Annotated in this window: 13 protein-coding genes; 8 read left to right on the forward strand and 5 right to left on the reverse strand. The window is 45.1% G+C overall.

The window, feature by feature from the left end; translation table 11 throughout:
• Positions 1-39: 39 nt before the first annotated feature.
• From tssB to tssH, 7 genes are all read left to right on the forward strand, one after another.
• Positions 40-561 (forward strand): type VI secretion system contractile sheath small subunit, encoded by a 522-nt coding sequence (gene tssB, locus ACJJIJ_RS19575; protein WP_252084227.1) that lies wholly within the window; start codon positions 40-42, stop codon positions 559-561.
• Positions 558-2,045, forward strand: a complete 1,488-nt coding sequence (tssC, locus tag ACJJIJ_RS19580) for a type VI secretion system contractile sheath large subunit (RefSeq protein WP_252084228.1) — start codon at positions 558-560, stop codon at positions 2,043-2,045. The genes tssB and tssC (ACJJIJ_RS19580) overlap by 4 nt, the downstream gene beginning before the upstream one ends.
• Before the next feature lie 105 nt (positions 2,046-2,150).
• Positions 2,151-3,665, forward strand: a complete 1,515-nt coding sequence (tssC, locus tag ACJJIJ_RS19585) for a type VI secretion system contractile sheath large subunit (RefSeq protein WP_444938207.1) — start codon at positions 2,151-2,153, stop codon at positions 3,663-3,665.
• 4 nt (positions 3,666-3,669) lie between these two features.
• Entirely contained in the window at positions 3,670-4,143 is a 474-nt protein-coding gene (gene tssE, locus ACJJIJ_RS19590) for a type VI secretion system baseplate subunit TssE (RefSeq protein ID WP_252084230.1), read from the forward strand.
• A complete protein-coding gene (gene tssF, locus ACJJIJ_RS19595) occupies positions 4,143-5,972 on the forward strand; it encodes a type VI secretion system baseplate subunit TssF (protein WP_444938208.1) in 1,830 nt (609 codons plus the stop codon). The genes tssE and tssF overlap by 1 nt, the downstream gene beginning before the upstream one ends.
• Positions 5,936-7,066 (forward strand): type VI secretion system baseplate subunit TssG, encoded by a 1,131-nt coding sequence (gene tssG / locus ACJJIJ_RS19600; RefSeq protein WP_444938209.1) that lies wholly within the window; start codon positions 5,936-5,938, stop codon positions 7,064-7,066. Before tssF ends, tssG begins: the two co-directional genes overlap by 37 nt.
• Before the next feature lie 39 nt (positions 7,067-7,105).
• A complete protein-coding gene (gene tssH / locus ACJJIJ_RS19605) occupies positions 7,106-9,769 on the forward strand; it encodes a type VI secretion system ATPase TssH (RefSeq protein ID WP_444938210.1) in 2,664 nt (887 codons plus the stop codon).
• 263 nt (positions 9,770-10,032) lie between these two features.
• Here the strand turns inward: tssH and ACJJIJ_RS19610 are convergent, their stop codons facing one another.
• From ACJJIJ_RS19610 to ACJJIJ_RS19630, 5 genes are all read right to left on the reverse strand, one after another.
• The gene (locus ACJJIJ_RS19610) at positions 10,033-10,914 is read right to left on the reverse strand and encodes a M91 family zinc metallopeptidase (RefSeq protein WP_252084234.1); all 882 of its coding nucleotides are present in this window, start codon (positions 10,912-10,914) and stop codon (positions 10,033-10,035) included.
• Positions 10,915-11,308: 394 nt separating this feature from the next.
• Complete coding sequence (locus tag ACJJIJ_RS19615; protein ID WP_152450772.1) at positions 11,309-11,602, reverse strand: PAAR domain-containing contractile injection system baseplate protein; 294 nt, start codon at positions 11,600-11,602, stop codon at positions 11,309-11,311.
• A gap of 3 nt (positions 11,603-11,605) precedes the next feature.
• Positions 11,606-12,184 carry a DUF6931 family protein gene (locus ACJJIJ_RS19620; protein ID WP_444938211.1) on the reverse strand — a complete coding sequence of 193 codons (579 nt, stop codon included), beginning with the start codon at positions 12,182-12,184 and terminating at the stop codon, positions 11,606-11,608.
• Between the two features lie 16 nt (positions 12,185-12,200).
• On the reverse strand, positions 12,201-14,108 hold the full coding sequence (locus tag ACJJIJ_RS19625) for a type VI secretion system Vgr family protein (protein WP_444938212.1): 1,908 nt from the start codon (positions 14,106-14,108) through the stop codon (positions 12,201-12,203).
• 156 nt (positions 14,109-14,264) lie between these two features.
• Positions 14,265-14,753, reverse strand: a complete 489-nt coding sequence (locus ACJJIJ_RS19630) for an Hcp family type VI secretion system effector (protein WP_252084237.1) — start codon at positions 14,751-14,753, stop codon at positions 14,265-14,267.
• A gap of 590 nt (positions 14,754-15,343) precedes the next feature.
• On the opposite strand from ACJJIJ_RS19630, the gene ACJJIJ_RS19635 reads away from it, so the two are divergent.
• Positions 15,344-17,962, forward strand: coding sequence for a bifunctional serine/threonine-protein kinase/formylglycine-generating enzyme family protein (locus tag ACJJIJ_RS19635; protein ID WP_444887820.1), 2,619 nt, complete (start codon positions 15,344-15,346; stop codon positions 17,960-17,962).
• Positions 17,963-18,060 lie beyond the last annotated feature (98 nt).

Consider the following 18,060-nt stretch of genomic DNA (forward strand, 5'->3'; position numbering starts at 1 on the left):
TAAGAACAGCAGTCCCTAAATCTAGGAAGGAGACCTGAGATGTCTGAGAGTATCCACAATAAACTTAAGCGTGTGCGCAAACCACGTGTACATATAACTTATGATGTTGAAACCAATGGTGCGGAAGTTAAAAAGGAACTTCCCTTTGTTGCTGGTGTAATGGGCGACTACTCAGGGGATAACACCGAAAATCGCAAAGCATTGAAAGACCGTAAGTTTGTTCAAATTGATCGCGATAATTTTAACGATGTAATGACCAAGGTTAATCCAAAACTGAATCTTCAGGTGGAAAATACCTTATCTGGTGATGGCAGCAAAATTGGTATTGATCTCGATTTCAATCATATGGATGACTTTTCTCCAGAGAAAATCGTCGATCAGGTTGAGCCGCTGAAACAACTTTTGGAAGCACGCAGTAAATTACGTGACCTTCTCAGTAAGGCAGACCGCTCTGAGGAACTAGAAAAAGTTTTAGAAGACATTCTGAAAAGTACGGAAAATGTCGGTGCTATTTCCGAGCAGTTGGGGTTGAACAAGGATAAAGGAGAGGACTCAGAATGAGCACAGAAGTAGAAAATGTTGCGGAAGGTGAAGCTGAGGAACAATCGGTCAACCTACTGGAGCAGGCTATTGCCGCGACCAAACAAACAGAACCGCAGGAAGCCCAGGATCTGATCGCAAACCTGACAGAGCAGGTTTTAAAAGGAACCGTAACCTGGGATCGTAACCTTACCCAGACAATCAAAAAAGCAGTCAGCGCAATTGACCAGGCTATGTCTAAGCAAATGGCCGCTATTCTGCACGATGAAAAATTCCAGAAGCTTGAAGGTTCCTGGCGCGGACTGAATCATCTGGTGATGAATTCTGAAACCGGTGCAACCATGAAGATTCGCATGCTCAATTTGAGCAAGCGCGAATTGTTCCGAGACCTGGATAAAGCGGTTGAATTTGATCAGAGCCAGACCTTCAAAAAGATTTATGAAGAAGAATTTGGTATTGCAGGTGGTGAGCCATACGGGTGCATGATAGGTGATTTCGAATTCACCAGTCACCCTGAAGATATCGAGCTTCTGAGTAAAATGTCTAATGTTGCGGCAGCGGGTTTCTGTCCGTTTATCGCTGCAGCCGGTTCCGGCATGTTTGGATTTGATAACTTTACCGAACTGTCGAAACCCCGTGACCTCGGTGGGATTTTTGAGTCAGCTGAATATATTAAGTGGCGTAGTTTCCGAGATAGTGAAGACTCTCGTTTCGTTACTCTGGTTATGCCACGGACCCTGGCCAGAACTCCCTATGGCGCAAATACCAAGCCAATCGAAGCTTTTGACTTTGAAGAGTTTGAAGTTGATGAATCTGGAGTATCACGCCCTGCGGACCACGACCAGTACTGCTGGATGAATGCCTCTTATGTAATGGGCACCACCATGACCAAGGCCTTTGCTGAGAATTCCTGGTGTACAGCCATTCGTGGTGCCGAGGGTGGTGGTAAAGTGGAAGGTCTGCCCTCACATATATTCAAGAGTGATGACGGCGATATGGACCAGAAATGTCCAACAGAGATCGGTATTACTGATCGCCGTGAAGCCGAATTGAGCGCTCAAGGATTCTTGCCGTTATGTCACTACAAGAATACCGATTACTCTGTATTTTTTGGTGCTCAAAGTGCGCAAAAACCAAAAGCCTATGACGACCCGGATGCTACCGCGAATGCAGCGATTTCTGCACGTCTTCCCTATCTGATGGCTACTTCTAGAATTGCCCATTACCTGAAAGTAATGGCGCGTGACAAAGTAGGCTCCTTTATGGAGGCTAGTGATTGTGAACGTTGGTTGAATAAGTGGATTACTCAATACACCAACTCAAATCCGGACGCAAGCCCAGAGATGAAGGCAAAGTATCCGCTTTCAGAAGCTCGAGTTGAAGTGAAGGAAATTCCAGGTCAACCCGGGTGCTACAGTGCTGTTGCCTACCTGAAGCCCTGGTTACAAATGGAGGAGTTGACCACCTCCATGCGTATGGTTGCCAATATCCCATCTGCCGGATAAAAACCTGTGCCCGCCTCGGAATAAGGGGCGGGCTATTTTTTGAAAAGCCTTCATCAAAGCTTTAAATTACTTGAAACTGTAAGAAATGCTAATGGGAGTTTTCCGGTGCCCTGCGCAACAAAAAAAGAATTTACGGAAGATTATTTAGATATTTTGCCGGAAAATTTTGCGAGTGGAGATCAGGGTGAATTAAAGCGTTTTTTACGCGAACCAGACGAACTATTCTCTTTTGAATACTGGTTAACAGAAATATGTCCTTGTCCAAAAAAGGAGAATTTTTCTGTTCGCCAATATTTGAGTCGTATTATTGTTGAGCTTGATGAGCTTATATGCGATCAAGTTAATCGGATTCTTCATAACCCTCGTTTTCAGCGTCTAGAGGCAAGTTGGCGTGGTCTATCAATGCTGGTATTTGATACACCACATTCGGACAATATTAAGATAAAACTGCTAGATGCCAGCTGGAAAGACTTGAGCAAAGATATGGAGAGGGCCCCAGATTTCGATCAGTCTGGACTTTTTCATTTAGTTTATAACGAAGAGTTTGGTACTCCAGGTGGAGAGCCCTTTGGTTTGTTAATGGGAGATTATTATATCTCGCATCGGCCGATGGCAGATCACCCTTACGATGATATTTTTACCCTGCAAGGCATAGCCCATACAGCCGCCGCCGCTTTCGCGCCATTTATCTGTGCTGCAACACCTCAACTTTTTGGCGTCGATCATTTTGATGATTTGGCCAAACCAATTCGCTTCTCTGAGGTTTTTCGCCAAAAAGAATATATACGCTGGAATAGCCTGAGAGATTTAGAGGATAGTCGCTTTATAGCCATTACTTTACCTCAAGTGCTTATGCGAGAGCCCTATAGCCTAGAGTTTTCAGAATATCGTGGGTTGAGATTTGAGGAACAGGTTAGCGGATCTCACAACCGGCGATATCTTTGGGGGAATTCCTGCTTTGCTATGGGGGCAGTACTGTTACGCGAATTCAGTGAAGTTGGTTGGTTTTCCCATATTCGCGGTGTTGCACGGGATCATCTTGGCGGTGGATTGGTGACTCAGCTGCCCACCCTGGCCTATAAGCCGGACAGCCGCCCCGGTATGGTTAAGATGACCACTTCGATTCTGGTTACAGATTTTATAGAAAGGGACCTATCAGAACTGGGTTTTGCATGCTTGAGCCACTGTTATGACACGCCATATAGTGCTTTTAATAGTGTGCCCTCTCTTCAGAAAGCTAAACAATATACATCGAAAGCGGCTACGGCGAATGCGCGTATTAGTTCTATGCTGCAACAAATTCTTTGCGCCTCACGCTTTGCTCACTATATCAAGGTGATGATTAGGGATAAGGTGGGTGCCTATATGAATGCTGCTGATTGTGAGCGCCAGCTTCAGCATTGGTTGGACCAGTATACTACTGGGCGAGATGATTTATCTTGGGAAATGTTGGCACGTTACCCCCTGCGTGAAGCTCGAGTTCGTGTGGCGGATGAGCCTGGCAAAGTAGGTAGTTATCAAAGCGTAATTCATCTTAAAAGCCACTATACGGTCGATCATTTGGTCTCCGAGCTCAAGCTCACTACGGCTCTGGCAACGATAGGTGTTGGGGCTTCATAGAATTATGGCAAGAGAAAAAAGACTGTTAGCTCCAGTGCTAGATCGACTACTTGAATCATCTAGTAAAGTAAATGTTCACCAATCCCATCAGATTTTACGCCAGCTACGTGAGGGGGTTAGGCGCGACCTCGAATATTTATTTAATACACGTTATCGCTGTATTTCACCACCATCTGAACTGCGGCACTTGGACGAGTCAAATATAAATTATGGTCTGCCAGATCTGTCTACTGTCAATTTATCTTCATTAGACAGTCGAAAACAATTCTGCCGGGATATTGAGAAGACAATTTTACATTTTGAACCAAGAATTCGCTCTGTAAAAGTTACCACTCAAGATAAGGTAGATGTGGAAGATCCCAGCATACGTTTTCGTGTAGAAGCAGTATTGCATGTTAATCCTGCATCTGAGGTTATCGTATTTGACTCTGCCTTAAACCCGGTAACACAAATGGTAGACGTGTCTGAGATTATGTAATGAGTGAAAAATTAATAGATCTCTATGAGCGTGAGCTCGCATTTATTCAGCAAACATCCACTGAGTTTGCACGTATGCACCCTGCAGCTGCATCACGACTGCAGTTAGATGCAGATACCGTAGATGATCCGCTTGTGGGGCGTTTGTTGTCTGGTTTTGCATATATGAATGCCAGGGTTCAACAAAAACTTAGTGATGATTTCCCTGAACTTACAGATGCAATGCTGGAAACATTGTATCCACATTATTTACGACCCATTCCATCATGTGCGATCGTTCAATTTGAACCGGATTCAGACCTTGATGCAATAACGCAGGTTGATGCAAAAACGTTATTGGAAAGTGACAGCTTTCAAGGACAAACTTGCAGGTTTACAACTTGTTATCCGGTGGAAATTAATCCGTTTCAACCGGTCAGCGCAAGCTTAATGCCACGCCCGTTTATTGCTCCTGGTTGTAATGAGATTCAGGGAGCAAACGCTGTTCTTAAGCTCTCCCTTAAAGCTTTGAGTCCTGATTTGAGCTTTGCGGAGATGAATCCGGAAAAAATAAGATTCTTCTTGCGTGGTCAAGCGACACATGTGTATAGCCTCTATGATCTGCTTTTAACCAAATGTGTAAAGCTGGTTGTGGCAAATGGAGAGAGTGATCCAAAACCGACTTTTCTATCCCCAGAGGATATTTGCCAGGTTGGGATGAATGCAGAAGAAGGCTTATTACCCTATCCAGATACAGCATTCATCGGTTACAGGTTACTTACCGAATATTTTGCTTTCCCAGAAAAATTTCTCTTCTTGGATATTGAAAATCTACAGGGGGCTTTGAATGATAGTTATGCAGACACATTGAACCTGTATTTTTATCTTTCAGAGACGCATGAGGAACTGGAAAAACAATTGGTTCCAAGTATGTTTGCACTCGGCTGTACGCCTGTTATTAATTTATTTAAGCAGAGTGCAGATCCTATACCGCTCACCCATACCCAGTATGAATATCATGTTATAGCAGATGCTCGTCGTAGCGATGGACTGGAAATATATTCTATTGATGAAGTGGCGGCGACAGACGGTGATGGTGAAACCACTAAATATAGACCTTTCTACGGGATTAAGCATAGCCAACACCACGCGGAACAGTCAGCATTTTGGTTCAGTCGGCGTCGTGAAGTTATAGAAGGGGAGCATCGCAATGAGCAGGCTTCCGAAGTTGATTTGAGCCTCGTCGATTTAGATTTCAATCCGCACAGGATTAATGATCAAACACTCGATATTAAATTAACTTGCTGTAATCGGAATCTGCCTAAGAAGTTACCCAGTGGCAACTCTCAACCTTATCTTGAAGTAGTTGATGGTGATGTCCCAGCGAAACGAATTAGTTGTGTTGTGGCACCAACAGCGACATTGAGGCCTCCGAGAAGAGAGCGAGGCTACTGGAAGCTGATATCACACCTGAACTTGAATCATCTATCCTTATCTGGAAGTCAGGGATGTGATGCCCTCAAAGAAATTTTCAGACTGTATGATTTTAGGGATTCAGCCAGTACTCGTAATTTGATTGAATCTTTATTAAAGCTGAATACGAAACCCATTACTGCTCCTATCCAGATTGATCAAAGCGTCGTTCTTTGTCGGGGAACTGAGGTAGAAATTGAGCTCGACTCGATGATGCTCACTGGCACTAGCCCTTTATTATTTGCCAGCATCATTGAACGTTTTCTTGGCTTATATTGTTCTATTAATTCATTTACTAAATTGATTGCTACCATGAGTGGCAGAGATGGAGAACTTAAAAGATGGCCACCTCGCGCCGGCGAAAAAGCTTTACTGTAATAGAGCGGCTGCGTCGAGAGCCCTATCATTTCGAATTCTATCAGGCGGTGCGTATCCTGGAGCGTGCTGTGTCTTTGGCGGATGGCGGATTTTGCGATGAACCTATTGCCAGTGCGGCTCCACCAGCGAAGGAAATGGTTCGCTTCAGCGCCCAGACCGGTTTATCTTTTATTGGCTCAGACGTTTTACGTTTGGAAAAAAAGACCAGTAATAATGTAGAAATACAAGATAAAGAAGTTAGTCAATGGCATATGGAGGTTGGCTTTACTGGTCTTATAGGGAGTCAGGGTGTAATGCCCTACTACCTGACAGAAATAGTTCAAAAAGAGCTCAGAGAAAATAATACCGCTCTGCGGGATTTTCTCGATATGTTTAATCACCGTCATACTTCGCTACTTTATAAAGCATGGTATAAATACCAATTGCCTGTGAACTATGAACGCCAGCGTTTACGCAATGAAAGGGTTCCAGATATTTTTACACAGGCGATTGCCTCTTTGGCGGGCCTGGGTACTAGCGAGATGCGCTATCGATTGCCAGTTCCCGATGAAGCTCTTTTGGGTATGGCAGGCCATTTGGGGCAGGGACGTTGCTCTGCAGCTGCGCTGACCAGCATGATTAAGCACTTCTTTGGTTTGGATGTCGCTATAGAGCAATTTCAGGGGCAGTGGGATGAATTACCGAAAGACATTCTCTGTCGCCTGCCTTGTGATGAAGCTCCCAGTGGAGTAAATAACTGTCTAGGGGTAAACACAATTCTGGGTACGCACTGTTTCCAAGCTCAAAATAAATTTCGAATAGTCATCGAACCAATGGCTTATGAACAATTTATGACTATTGCCCCGGGAACTCAGAAACTGGAATCCCTTAAAGCCTTTATCAAACTAAGTGCAGGGATTGAGTTGGACTTCGAGCTATCAGTATCTTTACCTGCGCAACAAGTTTCGCCTGTTCAGTTAAACAAAAAATCTGATCATGAACCTCTTTTAGGGTGGAATACACATATGGCCAGTGAACAGGAATCAGCAGAATTCATACAGATTACCTTAAGTGCTGAAAATATGTCGCCTGATGAAGCCTTGCCAGCAGCATAATTGTTCATTAACAATAATTTTTAAAAGGATCTTTTTACTGTGATAAATATCGATTTGAAGCGGCTTGTTGATACCATGACACCGCATATGCGTGATTCTCTTGAAGGCGCAGCCGGCCTTTGTTTATCTCAAAATCAATACAATGTTGAACTTGAGCACTGGCTGCTTAAATTATTAGATCAATCAGATACAGACCTTTATCACCTACTGGAAAAACATGACTGTAATCCGGCAAATTTTGCTAAACAGCTTGCCTCCTCTATAGCTGGATTCCGCTCGGGAAGTAGCCGACCTCCTGCACTATCTCCGACAATTGTCGAAGCGGCAAAGAATGCCTGGATGCTGGCGTCTATCGACTATGGGCACCGTGCAATCAGTTCTGGACACTTCCTCGCAGCTCTGCTGTTGGAAGAGACTTCACGTCGACAAATTCAAGAATCTTGTCCAGAGCTTAAAAATATAGCGCCTGAGTCTATTCGTGAAACTGCCCGGGCGATGTTTGGGCAAAGTGGTGAGTCGAGTCATATTGGCGCTGCCAGCGCAACTGATGATGGCGCTGCTGCCGTAGCGGCCGCCGCTAGTAAAGCGCCAGCTCTCGATAAGTATACCGTCAACCTGACTGAAAGAGCGAAGAAGGGGGAGATTGACCCAGTTCTAGGCAGAGATGAAGAGATTCGGCAGTGTATTGATATCCTCACTCGTCGTCGACAAAACAACCCGATTCTCACTGGTGAGGCAGGTGTTGGTAAAACAGCCGTAGTTGAAGGCTTTGCTTTACGAATTGCCAGTGGAGATGTACCTGAGCCTCTACGTGGTGTAGCAGTTCGGACGCTGGACCTGGGCTTACTTCAGGCCGGTGCTAGCGTAAAGGGCGAGTTTGAGAATCGTCTTAAATCTGTGATTCAAGAGGTCAAATCCTCCCCAACGCCTATTATTTTGTTTATTGATGAAGCTCACACCATGATTGGTGCAGGAGGTAAGGAAGGGCAGGGGGATGCGGCCAACTTACTTAAACCCGCTTTAGCGCGAGGTGAGCTGAGAACTTTGGCAGCCACGACCTGGGCTGAATATAAGAAATACTTTGAGCGTGACCCTGCTCTGACTCGGCGTTTTCAGGTTGTAAAAGTTGAAGAGCCTAGTGAAGCAAATGCCATTGATATGATGCGTGGAATTGCCACTACTCTTGAAGCACACCATAAAGTACGCATCCTTGACGAGGCAGTTATTGCTTCGGTTAAGTTATCCCACCGCTATATTCCTGGGCGTCAACTACCTGATAAATCTGTAAGCTTGCTGGACACCGCCTGTGCCCGTGTAGCCCTGAGCCAGTCGGCTACTCCTGGTGCTATTGAAGATGCTCAAATTAATATTGAGCGGACTAACACAACACTTGCCAAGTTGGAACGTGAAAATGCAGCTATGGGTGAGCACGAAGAACAGCTGACAGAACTGAAAGAATTCAAGCTGACTGAAGAGCAGCGATTAGCTTTGTTAAAACAACAGCTTGTTCAAGAAAATGAGCTGATTGAACAGATACAAAAAATTCGAGATCAAATTGACTCCGAATTTATGAAAGGAAAGAGTGAAAATTTGGTGCCCGATTCAGCGCTTTTAGCTGACTATCAGCAACAATTGAAAAGCCTGTCTGCAGAACTTGAGGTAATACAAGGTGATACACCTTTGATGCAGCCATCTGTTGATGAGCAGGCTATCGCTGCGGTGGTTGCTAACTGGACAGGTATTCCCGTTGGGAAAATGGTCAGTGATGAAATCGTAGCTGTGAAAACTCTGGCTGGGCGCCTGAACAAGCGTGTGATTGGTCAACCCCATGCAATCGAGGCTGTTGCTCAGGCAATTCGTACTTCACGGGCAGGATTGACTGATCCACGCAAGCCAGTTGGTGTATTTATGTTTTGCGGCACTAGTGGCGTAGGTAAAACTGAGACTGCATTGGCTTTAGCCGATGAGTTGTTTGGTGGTGAGCAAAACATCACTACGATAAACATGGCCGAATTTAAAGAGGAACACAAAGTATCTATGCTGCTAGGGTCTCCTCCCGGATATGTAGGGTATGGGGAAGGAGGAGTTCTAACCGAAGCTGCTAGGCGTAAACCTTACTCCGTAATCCTACTGGATGAGATGGAGAAGGCCCATCCCGGCGTACAGGATATTTTCTACAACCTATTCGATAAAGGTACCATCAAAGATGGTGAAGGGCGTGATATCGACTTTAAGAATACCGTTATCATTATGACCTCTAATGCTGGTGAGGATGCCATTAGAGCTATATTCAGCCAGGTAGAGGAAAAGCCAGAACCAGATGTACTGCTAGATAATATACGCCCCCAATTACTACAGAAGTTCAAACCAGCATTTCTTGGCCGTGCTAATGTGGTTGCCTACTATCCACTGGATGACGAGAATCTGGTTGAAATTTGTAAAATCAATATGCGTAAGATTGAGAAGCGTGTTCGTGAACACTATGGCGCTTCTTTCTCATATGATGAGGATGTACTTATCAATATTGTGGCGCGTTGCCATGAAGCAGATACTGGAGCCCGCAACATTGAGGTAATTCTTAATAAAACTTTATTACCAGAATTGGCCAGTGAATGTTTGGATAAAATGGCGAAAGGTGAAGAGGTTAAGGCAATTAAAGTGTCTGCGACTGAAGAGGGTGATTTCGCCTATAAAGTAGAATAATCTGGAAATTAGCCCAGTAGTGCTAAACTCCTGGGCTATTCATGATGTATCCAATACCTTAATTAAAAAACGCTACGTGAATTCATTTAATTTATATTGATTTTTATCTGTTTTGGCGTTGTGTTTGGATATAATTCCTGAAAAATATACAAGTGAAGCTTCATAAACTATATGGATTATTCAAATAATTTTCTTGCTGGAGAATTTGGTAAATTTTTCTATGTTTAAAGGGGTGCCTAAGGTTTTTTACTTTGTGCGATAGCTTAATTCACCTGTCCAATGCTGCCATATTTTCTTCGTCTAGCTATACCATGTTCAACACGAATAGTATTTTCTGAAATTGTCAGTGGGTCATTAGGTAGAACATTGTTGTCATCGCTTAGGCCCCCTACATTAGCTAGCTCTTCAAGTAGAATTCTTTCAGTTGTTACCCAAATCCAGCCTTGGGTTCTCGTAGTAATAACATTATTTGGGTTGTTGACGGTTCTATTGAGATCTGGAATTCTAATGCTTGCCCCGCCAGTATTTACGCGAGCCCTAAAGAATCGTGATGGTTGGGTTACTTGAACATTATGTAGCATGTTTTGACGCTCATCTACTAAGCAAGTAATTTCAGTTGCGCCACTTAAATAAACTCCACGATTTATTCGATCAGCGTGGCCGAGCTCATGTGCCAACGTGATAAAAATAGGGCAAGCACCGCCATCAGTCACAGTGCCATTTTGATTGAGGTTTGTGGTAGTCTGAACTGTGTTATTCCAGTGGACACATGCACTGGCTCCTGTGCTCATTACTTTTCCCATGAAACCTTGATCGTGTTTAACCAGTGGGACGTAATACTTAAAGTTACTCCATACCCTATCTTTTAACCACTTATCTGGAACTGCCGCTAATCCCGCACTTTCAGTTATTCTTGTATCATGTGGGCTGGCAATAATCCGAGAAACAAGGGTTGCACTTTGAGGTAGCTGTAAGAGTGCATTGGTCATACCAACACCCCGTGTAATTCGAGTAACCGTACGAGCACCGAAGTGATATTTTTCTGCAGAATATGCTAGGGCATTGGCTTGCCCAAGAAGAACAGTTAAAGCGTTTCTAACTTGATTAATAAATGCTACATTAGTTGAATCAATACAGAGTCCCATAAAATTCTCCTTTCATGGTTGTTGATTGTCATAAAGTTTTGGCTCTTATTCCCTTCAATAGGAAAATTTGTTGGCAGCCAATAGATTTTCATTTTTGGGCATGAATGTATGTATTGGTAGTTGACTAAGAAGTTCTTTTCGAAGTAAAAGATTAGAAATACGAAAAACTAATCGAGATATTTTTGGAACAAGTTAGACATAAAAGACCTCATACTTAATTGATTTGTATTATATTTTTGGCTTTTATGGTCTTTTCTAATTTGTTTAATTTATACTGCTAATTGGCACGTCATGACAAACAGAGTTTGTCTTATGAGGGTTATTAAATAAATTTATTGTCCCTTAAATTATTTTTTTGCTCTTATTTAAGTTAAGCAAAGGCCACTGTGAGTGGTTAACCACCAATTAATACTGTTGGACACCCAATAACAATCTTCCCTCCATGTCCAGTTGTATCCCCCATACGGGCAGCTGGTTTTTTTTGTAGCATTACGGTAGTGCTACCCATAGCAACAGTATCTGGTGGTCCCACACAAGTACAAGTGCTGCCAACAGTTGCGGATGGCATGCCGCCGATGATTACTGTTGGAGCACCTGGGCTGAGAATAGGGCCGCCTACATGAGGTACGGTACCAGTAACCATGGGGCACACATGCATATCGGTGATACGTGAAGCTGGCTTGCCCATAATTTAATCCTTCACTCTTCCATTGCCGCCACGGGCCAGATCCAGACCCTGTTTCATATAGCGATCAAAGCGTTTGGCGGGGTCTACTGGGTCAGATAAGACTGCTGCTAATGTAATACTGCCAGCCACTGCGTGCGCATAGAGGTGTTCTGGCGGTTCAACCACAGGCTCGCCTTCGGCTGCGAGGCTGCCGTGACACCAGCTGGCAGCGGTTGCTGCCCAGCTTGCGGGCGTCTTGTGTTTGGTTTTATCACCCAGTGTTTTACACTTTAATCGCGACTCCTCATTGGGTTTTTTAGCCCAGGTTTCTGCTGCGATCAGTGCACTAACGTTGTCTTCGTCAGTCTCAGGACTTTGTATATCGCGTGCCGCAAGGCAGGCCCACCATACCGCTTCTCGTTTTGGCAGTCCGTGGGCTAGTAGTTTTATTGCATCCGGATAGAGGCCAGCTTCAATCAGTTGGTTAATGCTAACTTCAGGTGCGGTATCTGGCACCAGATGCTCTTCCGCCTCCTCGCTAACCTCAAAATTCTTAAGGAGCTCAGCTGCAGTTAACGCTTGTACTTTGATCAGGTCGGTCATCTGCTGTTTAATCCCATCAATTGATCATGGTAACGCCACCTTTTAAGGTGAGCATACCACCGCCCTTAACTTCAGCCGTCGCGTCTCCTTTGCAGGAGAGCATTGTTCCTTTGATGGTAATACCTGCCGGCGTTAGCTTGATACTGCTGCCACCAACCTTTAACTCAATTGAAGCCTTGGAGGATATCTTGATTGCCCCCATAGCATCGGTTGTTTGGGTGCCTTTACTCACCTTAAGGGTATGGTTGCCTGAACCGATAGTGACAACCTGGTTGCCCTTATTGACATTGAGTTTTTGGTCCCCCTTGGCAATGGTGATAACTTCGCAACCATCCGTGACGGTAACACTACGATCCTGTTTGATTTCTAGTGTTTGCTGGTTTTCAATTTTGCCGGTTTGATCGTTATGGATCACAAAGTTATGATCCTTGCCAGCTTCCATATAAATTTCTTCATTGCCACCCTTGTCATCAAACCTAAGCTCATTGAAAGTGCTACCTTCATACTCGGTTTTCCAGCCACTTTGGGTCGCTGTGTAGTTGGGCCCAGGGTTGTCACCGTTATAAACCGCCCCGGTAATCAATGGCCGATCCGGATCGCCATTGATATAGGTAACAACGACTTCTTGGTTAACTCTTGGAACAAAATTCGCGCCCCAGTTCTTACCGGCAAAGGACTGCATTACCCTTACCCAACAGCTGTTCTGTTGAGAATTCCAGGGGAATTTAACTTTGAGCTGTGTATAGGGATCCTGTGAGCTGTCTGAAGCTGTGGCCTTGACCTCTAAAACTCGTGCTACCTGTGGTGAATGGATTTTTTTCGCACATACATTGGGCTGTGGGCGTGGCATTACCGTAGAAGGTATACAGCTAAAGGTGTTGTGGAAGTGGGTATCAATACCATTTCCATCTGCTGCAGAAGTATGCACTGAGGTAATAAGATATTTGCCCTTTTCAGAAGATAATGAGTGATCGAAATTGAAACGACCGCCTGCAGTAAAGGAAGGGCAATCACTGCGACCGTGGCTTACATCAAAAAGTGCTTCTTGCGCTTCCATTGCTCGTTCGGCAAGTGCTTTGTGATAGCTGTCTGTAAATTTGTGCTTGTGCTCACCATCAACCTGGAAATGGTTTAAGCCATAGAGGCCGCGCATATAATTTGCAACATCATTAAGCTGGCTAGTCGTTTTTACTTGCTGCTTGTTGTCTTTAGTTGCTGTGTACTCGCTATAATCTTTAAGCTCAAACCCACCACCGTGATAGTTGAAGTTTCTTCTCCAGCTACTTACGGTATTTTTGGTTGGATGGCTGCCTCCACCGTCATACTCAATGTCAGCGCTTTCACAATCATAAAAGTCTTGAGAATCGTCGCAAAGAACGAGTTCGTGCTGTCCTGTGGAATGCTTGAAATAGTAGGATATGCCTTCTTCAGCCATCAGACGATTGATAAAATCAAAGTCGCTCTCGTCAAACTGAACACAATATTCACGGGTAATATACTCAGCATTTAACTTTAACGTGAGTTTTATTACTCGGCTATATTCTCCCAGAACCTCTTCTAGAATCTGCTTGGCAGATTTGTTTTCAAAGACTCGGTTGCTGCCAGCCAAACTGGTAAACCACAGACCCGGTTGCAAAATGGCGCTATAACTGCGTACACCCTCAGCATTAACATCATGTAGAGAGAACTGGGTAACGTAACCATTGATATGGCGAGGTGTTTCAGAGTGGTGAATGGAAACTGTTACCGGTTTGCCAACAATATCCTTTTGTTCAATAGCATGGTCATCAGAAAGCAATTGCACTTCATAGCGGAAAAGCTTAGATATATGCTCTTCGCCTTGCAGGGTCGTAGCAATTAGCGCATCTGTGCCAACCGGGCTATCGACCGTAATCATTCTTTTATCTTGATTGAGTGTAGCCATGGGCAGCCCCAACTATCCCTACGGTGCCTGAAAGAAATGAGAAACTAGCAGATTTGCAGATCTTTAGCTGAATACTCAATGAGCATTCAGCTAAAGACCTGTAGACAGCCCGCAGAGATTCTGCAGGCCATCTTATCCCAAAAGGGTATAGACCTATTACAGCGGAGTAGCAGTAGTGAGGTCGTATCCAACACGCATGTTTTTGGGGTTCTTGTTGGATTTGTCAGCGTGATTGAGGTCAGCCTCAATCTTGGCAAAGCTAAGGGAGATGGATTCCTGAGGTGCGCCGCCAGCAGAAGCACCGATGCTGTAAGAGGAGATCAGTACGTTTTCCAGCTTATACACAGCGTACTTTTCTACAGAGTTAGCGCCAGTTTGTACAACGTGGATCTCAACAGGTACGCCTTCGTCACCAGTTACGGAAGCCTTAAACAGGCCACCAGATGCAGCGTCAATACGCTTGGTGAAGGTAACTTCGCTCAGGCTCGGACGAGAAGCTTCACGGTTGGAGGTAGCGCCGGCTTCCATAGTGATACCGCGACCAACACCAAAGTTGAAGCTGTCAACTTCGATCCAGTCTTCGTAGCCCTTGGCAGTAACGTTACCCTTAGTGGCGAGGCTGTTGAAGTTCATGTAAATAGCCATGGGAAATCCCTCTTTGTTGGCTTGAGATATTGGTGGTTAGTTCCTTGTTACCGCATTAGTGCGGTAACTCAGATGGTGTCGCAATGACAACTGAGGTGATTTAAACAGAGTGAAATACAAAAAAAAACCGAATTTTCAGCTTATAAAATCGACTCTGGCACCAATTATCCAGGGGAGTATATTGATTGCTGGAGGTATGCTGTCTGCGCTTATTCGACTCTGACACTAATTAATTTTCTATTGAACAGAAAAGCTTGATGTCAAAAAAATGAGAATTTGAGGAAAAAATATTAAGAATTGTTAACGGAATCACGTTAATAAAATATTTTAAATTAGGGCTTTTCTTTTGTCAGGTGAACTTGTAAGAAGGTGTAATTATTTGTCTTCAGTATCAGTGTCTCTTCTGAGTCTGTAATTGTCGAGTAGTTTTTTCAAAACGGTATATAGTCAAATATATTTGCTTACCTGTTCATTGTTGCCTAAAAGGCTGTTCGATATACTTTGCCCCTTATTTAGCTTGACAACCTGCCCGTAGCAATATTTTGTTACGGTCTTTGGATGTGTCGAAAAGCTTTCCCATGGAGGCGGAATTGAACGATAAGACACGTGTTGTTCGGCCGAACGGCAATCTGCCCGGACCGGATCAATCTAAAAAGGGACTGACAGATGATGGCGACGTAACCGTCGTTGTTAATCAGGACTCCACTGGGAAAAATGATCACCCTCCGGTGCGGGGTGCGCAGGCAATACTGCCCTCTGCTGCATCTGGGTTTAATCCAGATGCAACAGTTTTTAGCCCTGCACCTCGAAAGAATACCGGCCAAAAGAAAGAGCTGGGCCAACTTTCTGGTGGAATTTCTGCAAACCCTATTGATACTTCTGACTCTTTTGAGCCGTTGCCATCTGGGGCTGTAACCAAAACAGTGATCAAGGGGCGATTTGAGCTAGATAAGCTCCTTGGGGTTGGCGGTATGGGAGCTGTTTATAAGGCACTTGATCGCCGTAAGCTGGAAGCGAATGACAGCGAGCCTTATGTGGCAATCAAGCTGTTAAATGATGATTTCCAGAAACATCCTGATGCCTTTATTTCCTTACAGCGCGAAGCGCGTAAGTCACAAACGCTGGCCCACCCCAACATCGTAACGGTTTACGATTTTGACCGCGATGGTGATCGGGTCTTTATGACCATGGAGTTTCTCGAGGGTGCACCGCTTGACAAACTCCTGCGAGAGCATGCGGATGTTGGGCTGGAACCCGAAAAAGCGCGTTCTGTTTTTTCTGATATTTCCCAGGCCCTCATTTACGCTCATTCCCATAAGATCGTCCACTCCGACTTTAAGCCTGGCAATATCTTTGTTACCAGTAAGAAAGGTGCGAAGGTTTTTGACTTCGGTATTGCTCGAGCCGTATCTGAAGGGGGGATCGCCAATAAAACTGGCGAGACTACGGTTTTTGATGCTGGCAGTCTGGGAGCTTTGACACCCGCCTATGCCAGTTACGAGATGCTGAAAGGGGGTGAGCCCGCTCCATCTGATGATGTCTATGCCCTCGGGTGTGTGGCCTACGAGCTATTTTGTGGACGGCATCCTTATGACAAGGTTCCCGCTGATAAGGCCTTAGAAAAGAAGCTACGCCCCAAACGTATCAGGGGGTTAAATCGACGGGAGTGGCGTGCTCTTGAAGCCGCTCTGCAGCTAAAACGAGAAGATCGTACTGATACAGTAGAAAAATTTGTTCAGGCGTTTTTTGTCAGCAATACCTGGAAGTGGGTATTAGGTGGGGCTTTCACCATGGTGCTTGTAGGTGCTGGAGTGGGCTATAGCCACTTGGAACAGCAGAATACGGCTGAGCAAGAAAGAGTAAAGATTGAGCTTGAAAAGAAGCTCCAGGAAGAGCTACTACAACGGCGAATCAGTGATAAAAAAGAAGCGATTAATCGTTTGGTGTCACTGAGTATCCTGACTCCAGCCTGGGAAAAGGACCTCCGCTTGGAGCTTCATGAGTATTCTGAGCTTAACCCCAGTGATGAAGAATTTCTCGATAATAAACGCCGTGAAATTTCGGAGCTGTTTCTCGCCGCGGCTACCGGTCAGTTAAACCTGGGTAATCTGGATCAAGCGGATTCCATGCTGGAAAGCGCTGCCAGCTGGTATGGCGTATCCAGCCAGGCTGTTGCGATCAAATCCCAGTTGGCTACGGATAGAGAGAACCTGCGAGCTCGCTTGGAGGCTGAGCGCCTAGAGGCAGAGCGTGAGGCTGAGCGCATTCGCCTTGCGGAAGAACGCGCTGAACGCCGACGCTTGGCCTCTATTAAAAACAGGCAAATCGACACTGTTCTGGCCAATATGGAATCCACACTTACCTGTGGCTTTGATATGAATGTCGCCGCTGTGGGAGCGCAGTTATCTCAGCTGGCAGGGCTAGATAGTGTTAAAGCCAGACAGATTCGTCCGGTTGTTGGTGAAGAGCTTAATAACTGCGCCACCAAATTGGGTGCTGAAGACCCACTAAGGACAGAGGCTCTAGTCGATGAGTTTAGGGCGCTCCTGCCCGGTTATCAGCCCCTCAAAGAATTCAAGCTGGATTTTTGTGGTCACCTAATCCCAGGTAGCGGTGGCAGGGGAGACCGCTACAGCTGTCGCGATCGTCTTGCAGATGGTACCAAGGGGCCGGCAATGGTAGTGGTTCGAGGTGTGAGTGGTCGGCCCTTGGCAGTTGGAAAGTATGAAGTAAGTAACCGAGACCTCGAGCACTATTGTAGTGCAACCAAGCAATGTGCAGCCATCGATATCGCCGCGGGCGATCTGCCAGCCAATAACTTAACTCTTCAAGATGCAGAAGCGTATATCAGCTGGTTATCCGATGAGACGGGGTACCGTTATCGCCTCCCATCAGAGCAAGAGTGGTTTGCGGCTGCCAGTGCTAATGGCGAGGAAGAAGTTGCAGATCGCAACTGCCATTTAAAGTATGGCGGTATTGAGAAAGGGGTCGAGTTGGTACCAGCCCAGGACGGATCGACAAACAGATTTGGCCTAGTGAATGCTGTGGGCAATGTTCAAGAGTGGGCGAAAGGTACTGATGGGGAGTTACTTGCGCTTGGTGGTAATCGACAAGACCCCATGAGCCGCTGTCTCGCTACATCCAAAAGGTTGCATGCAGGACTCGCAGATGAATTAACAGGCTTTCGCATCGTTAGAGATGTGAATTAATAAAAATTCGCCGTTTCTAGCCAAGTGAAGGCTGGATTCGGCCATATAAATATGAGTAATTTGGGGGAGTTATGCTTGGGCTTGGAAAAAGTAAGCTG

Source organism: Microbulbifer mixtoriginis (SeqCode), assembly GCF_052467945.1.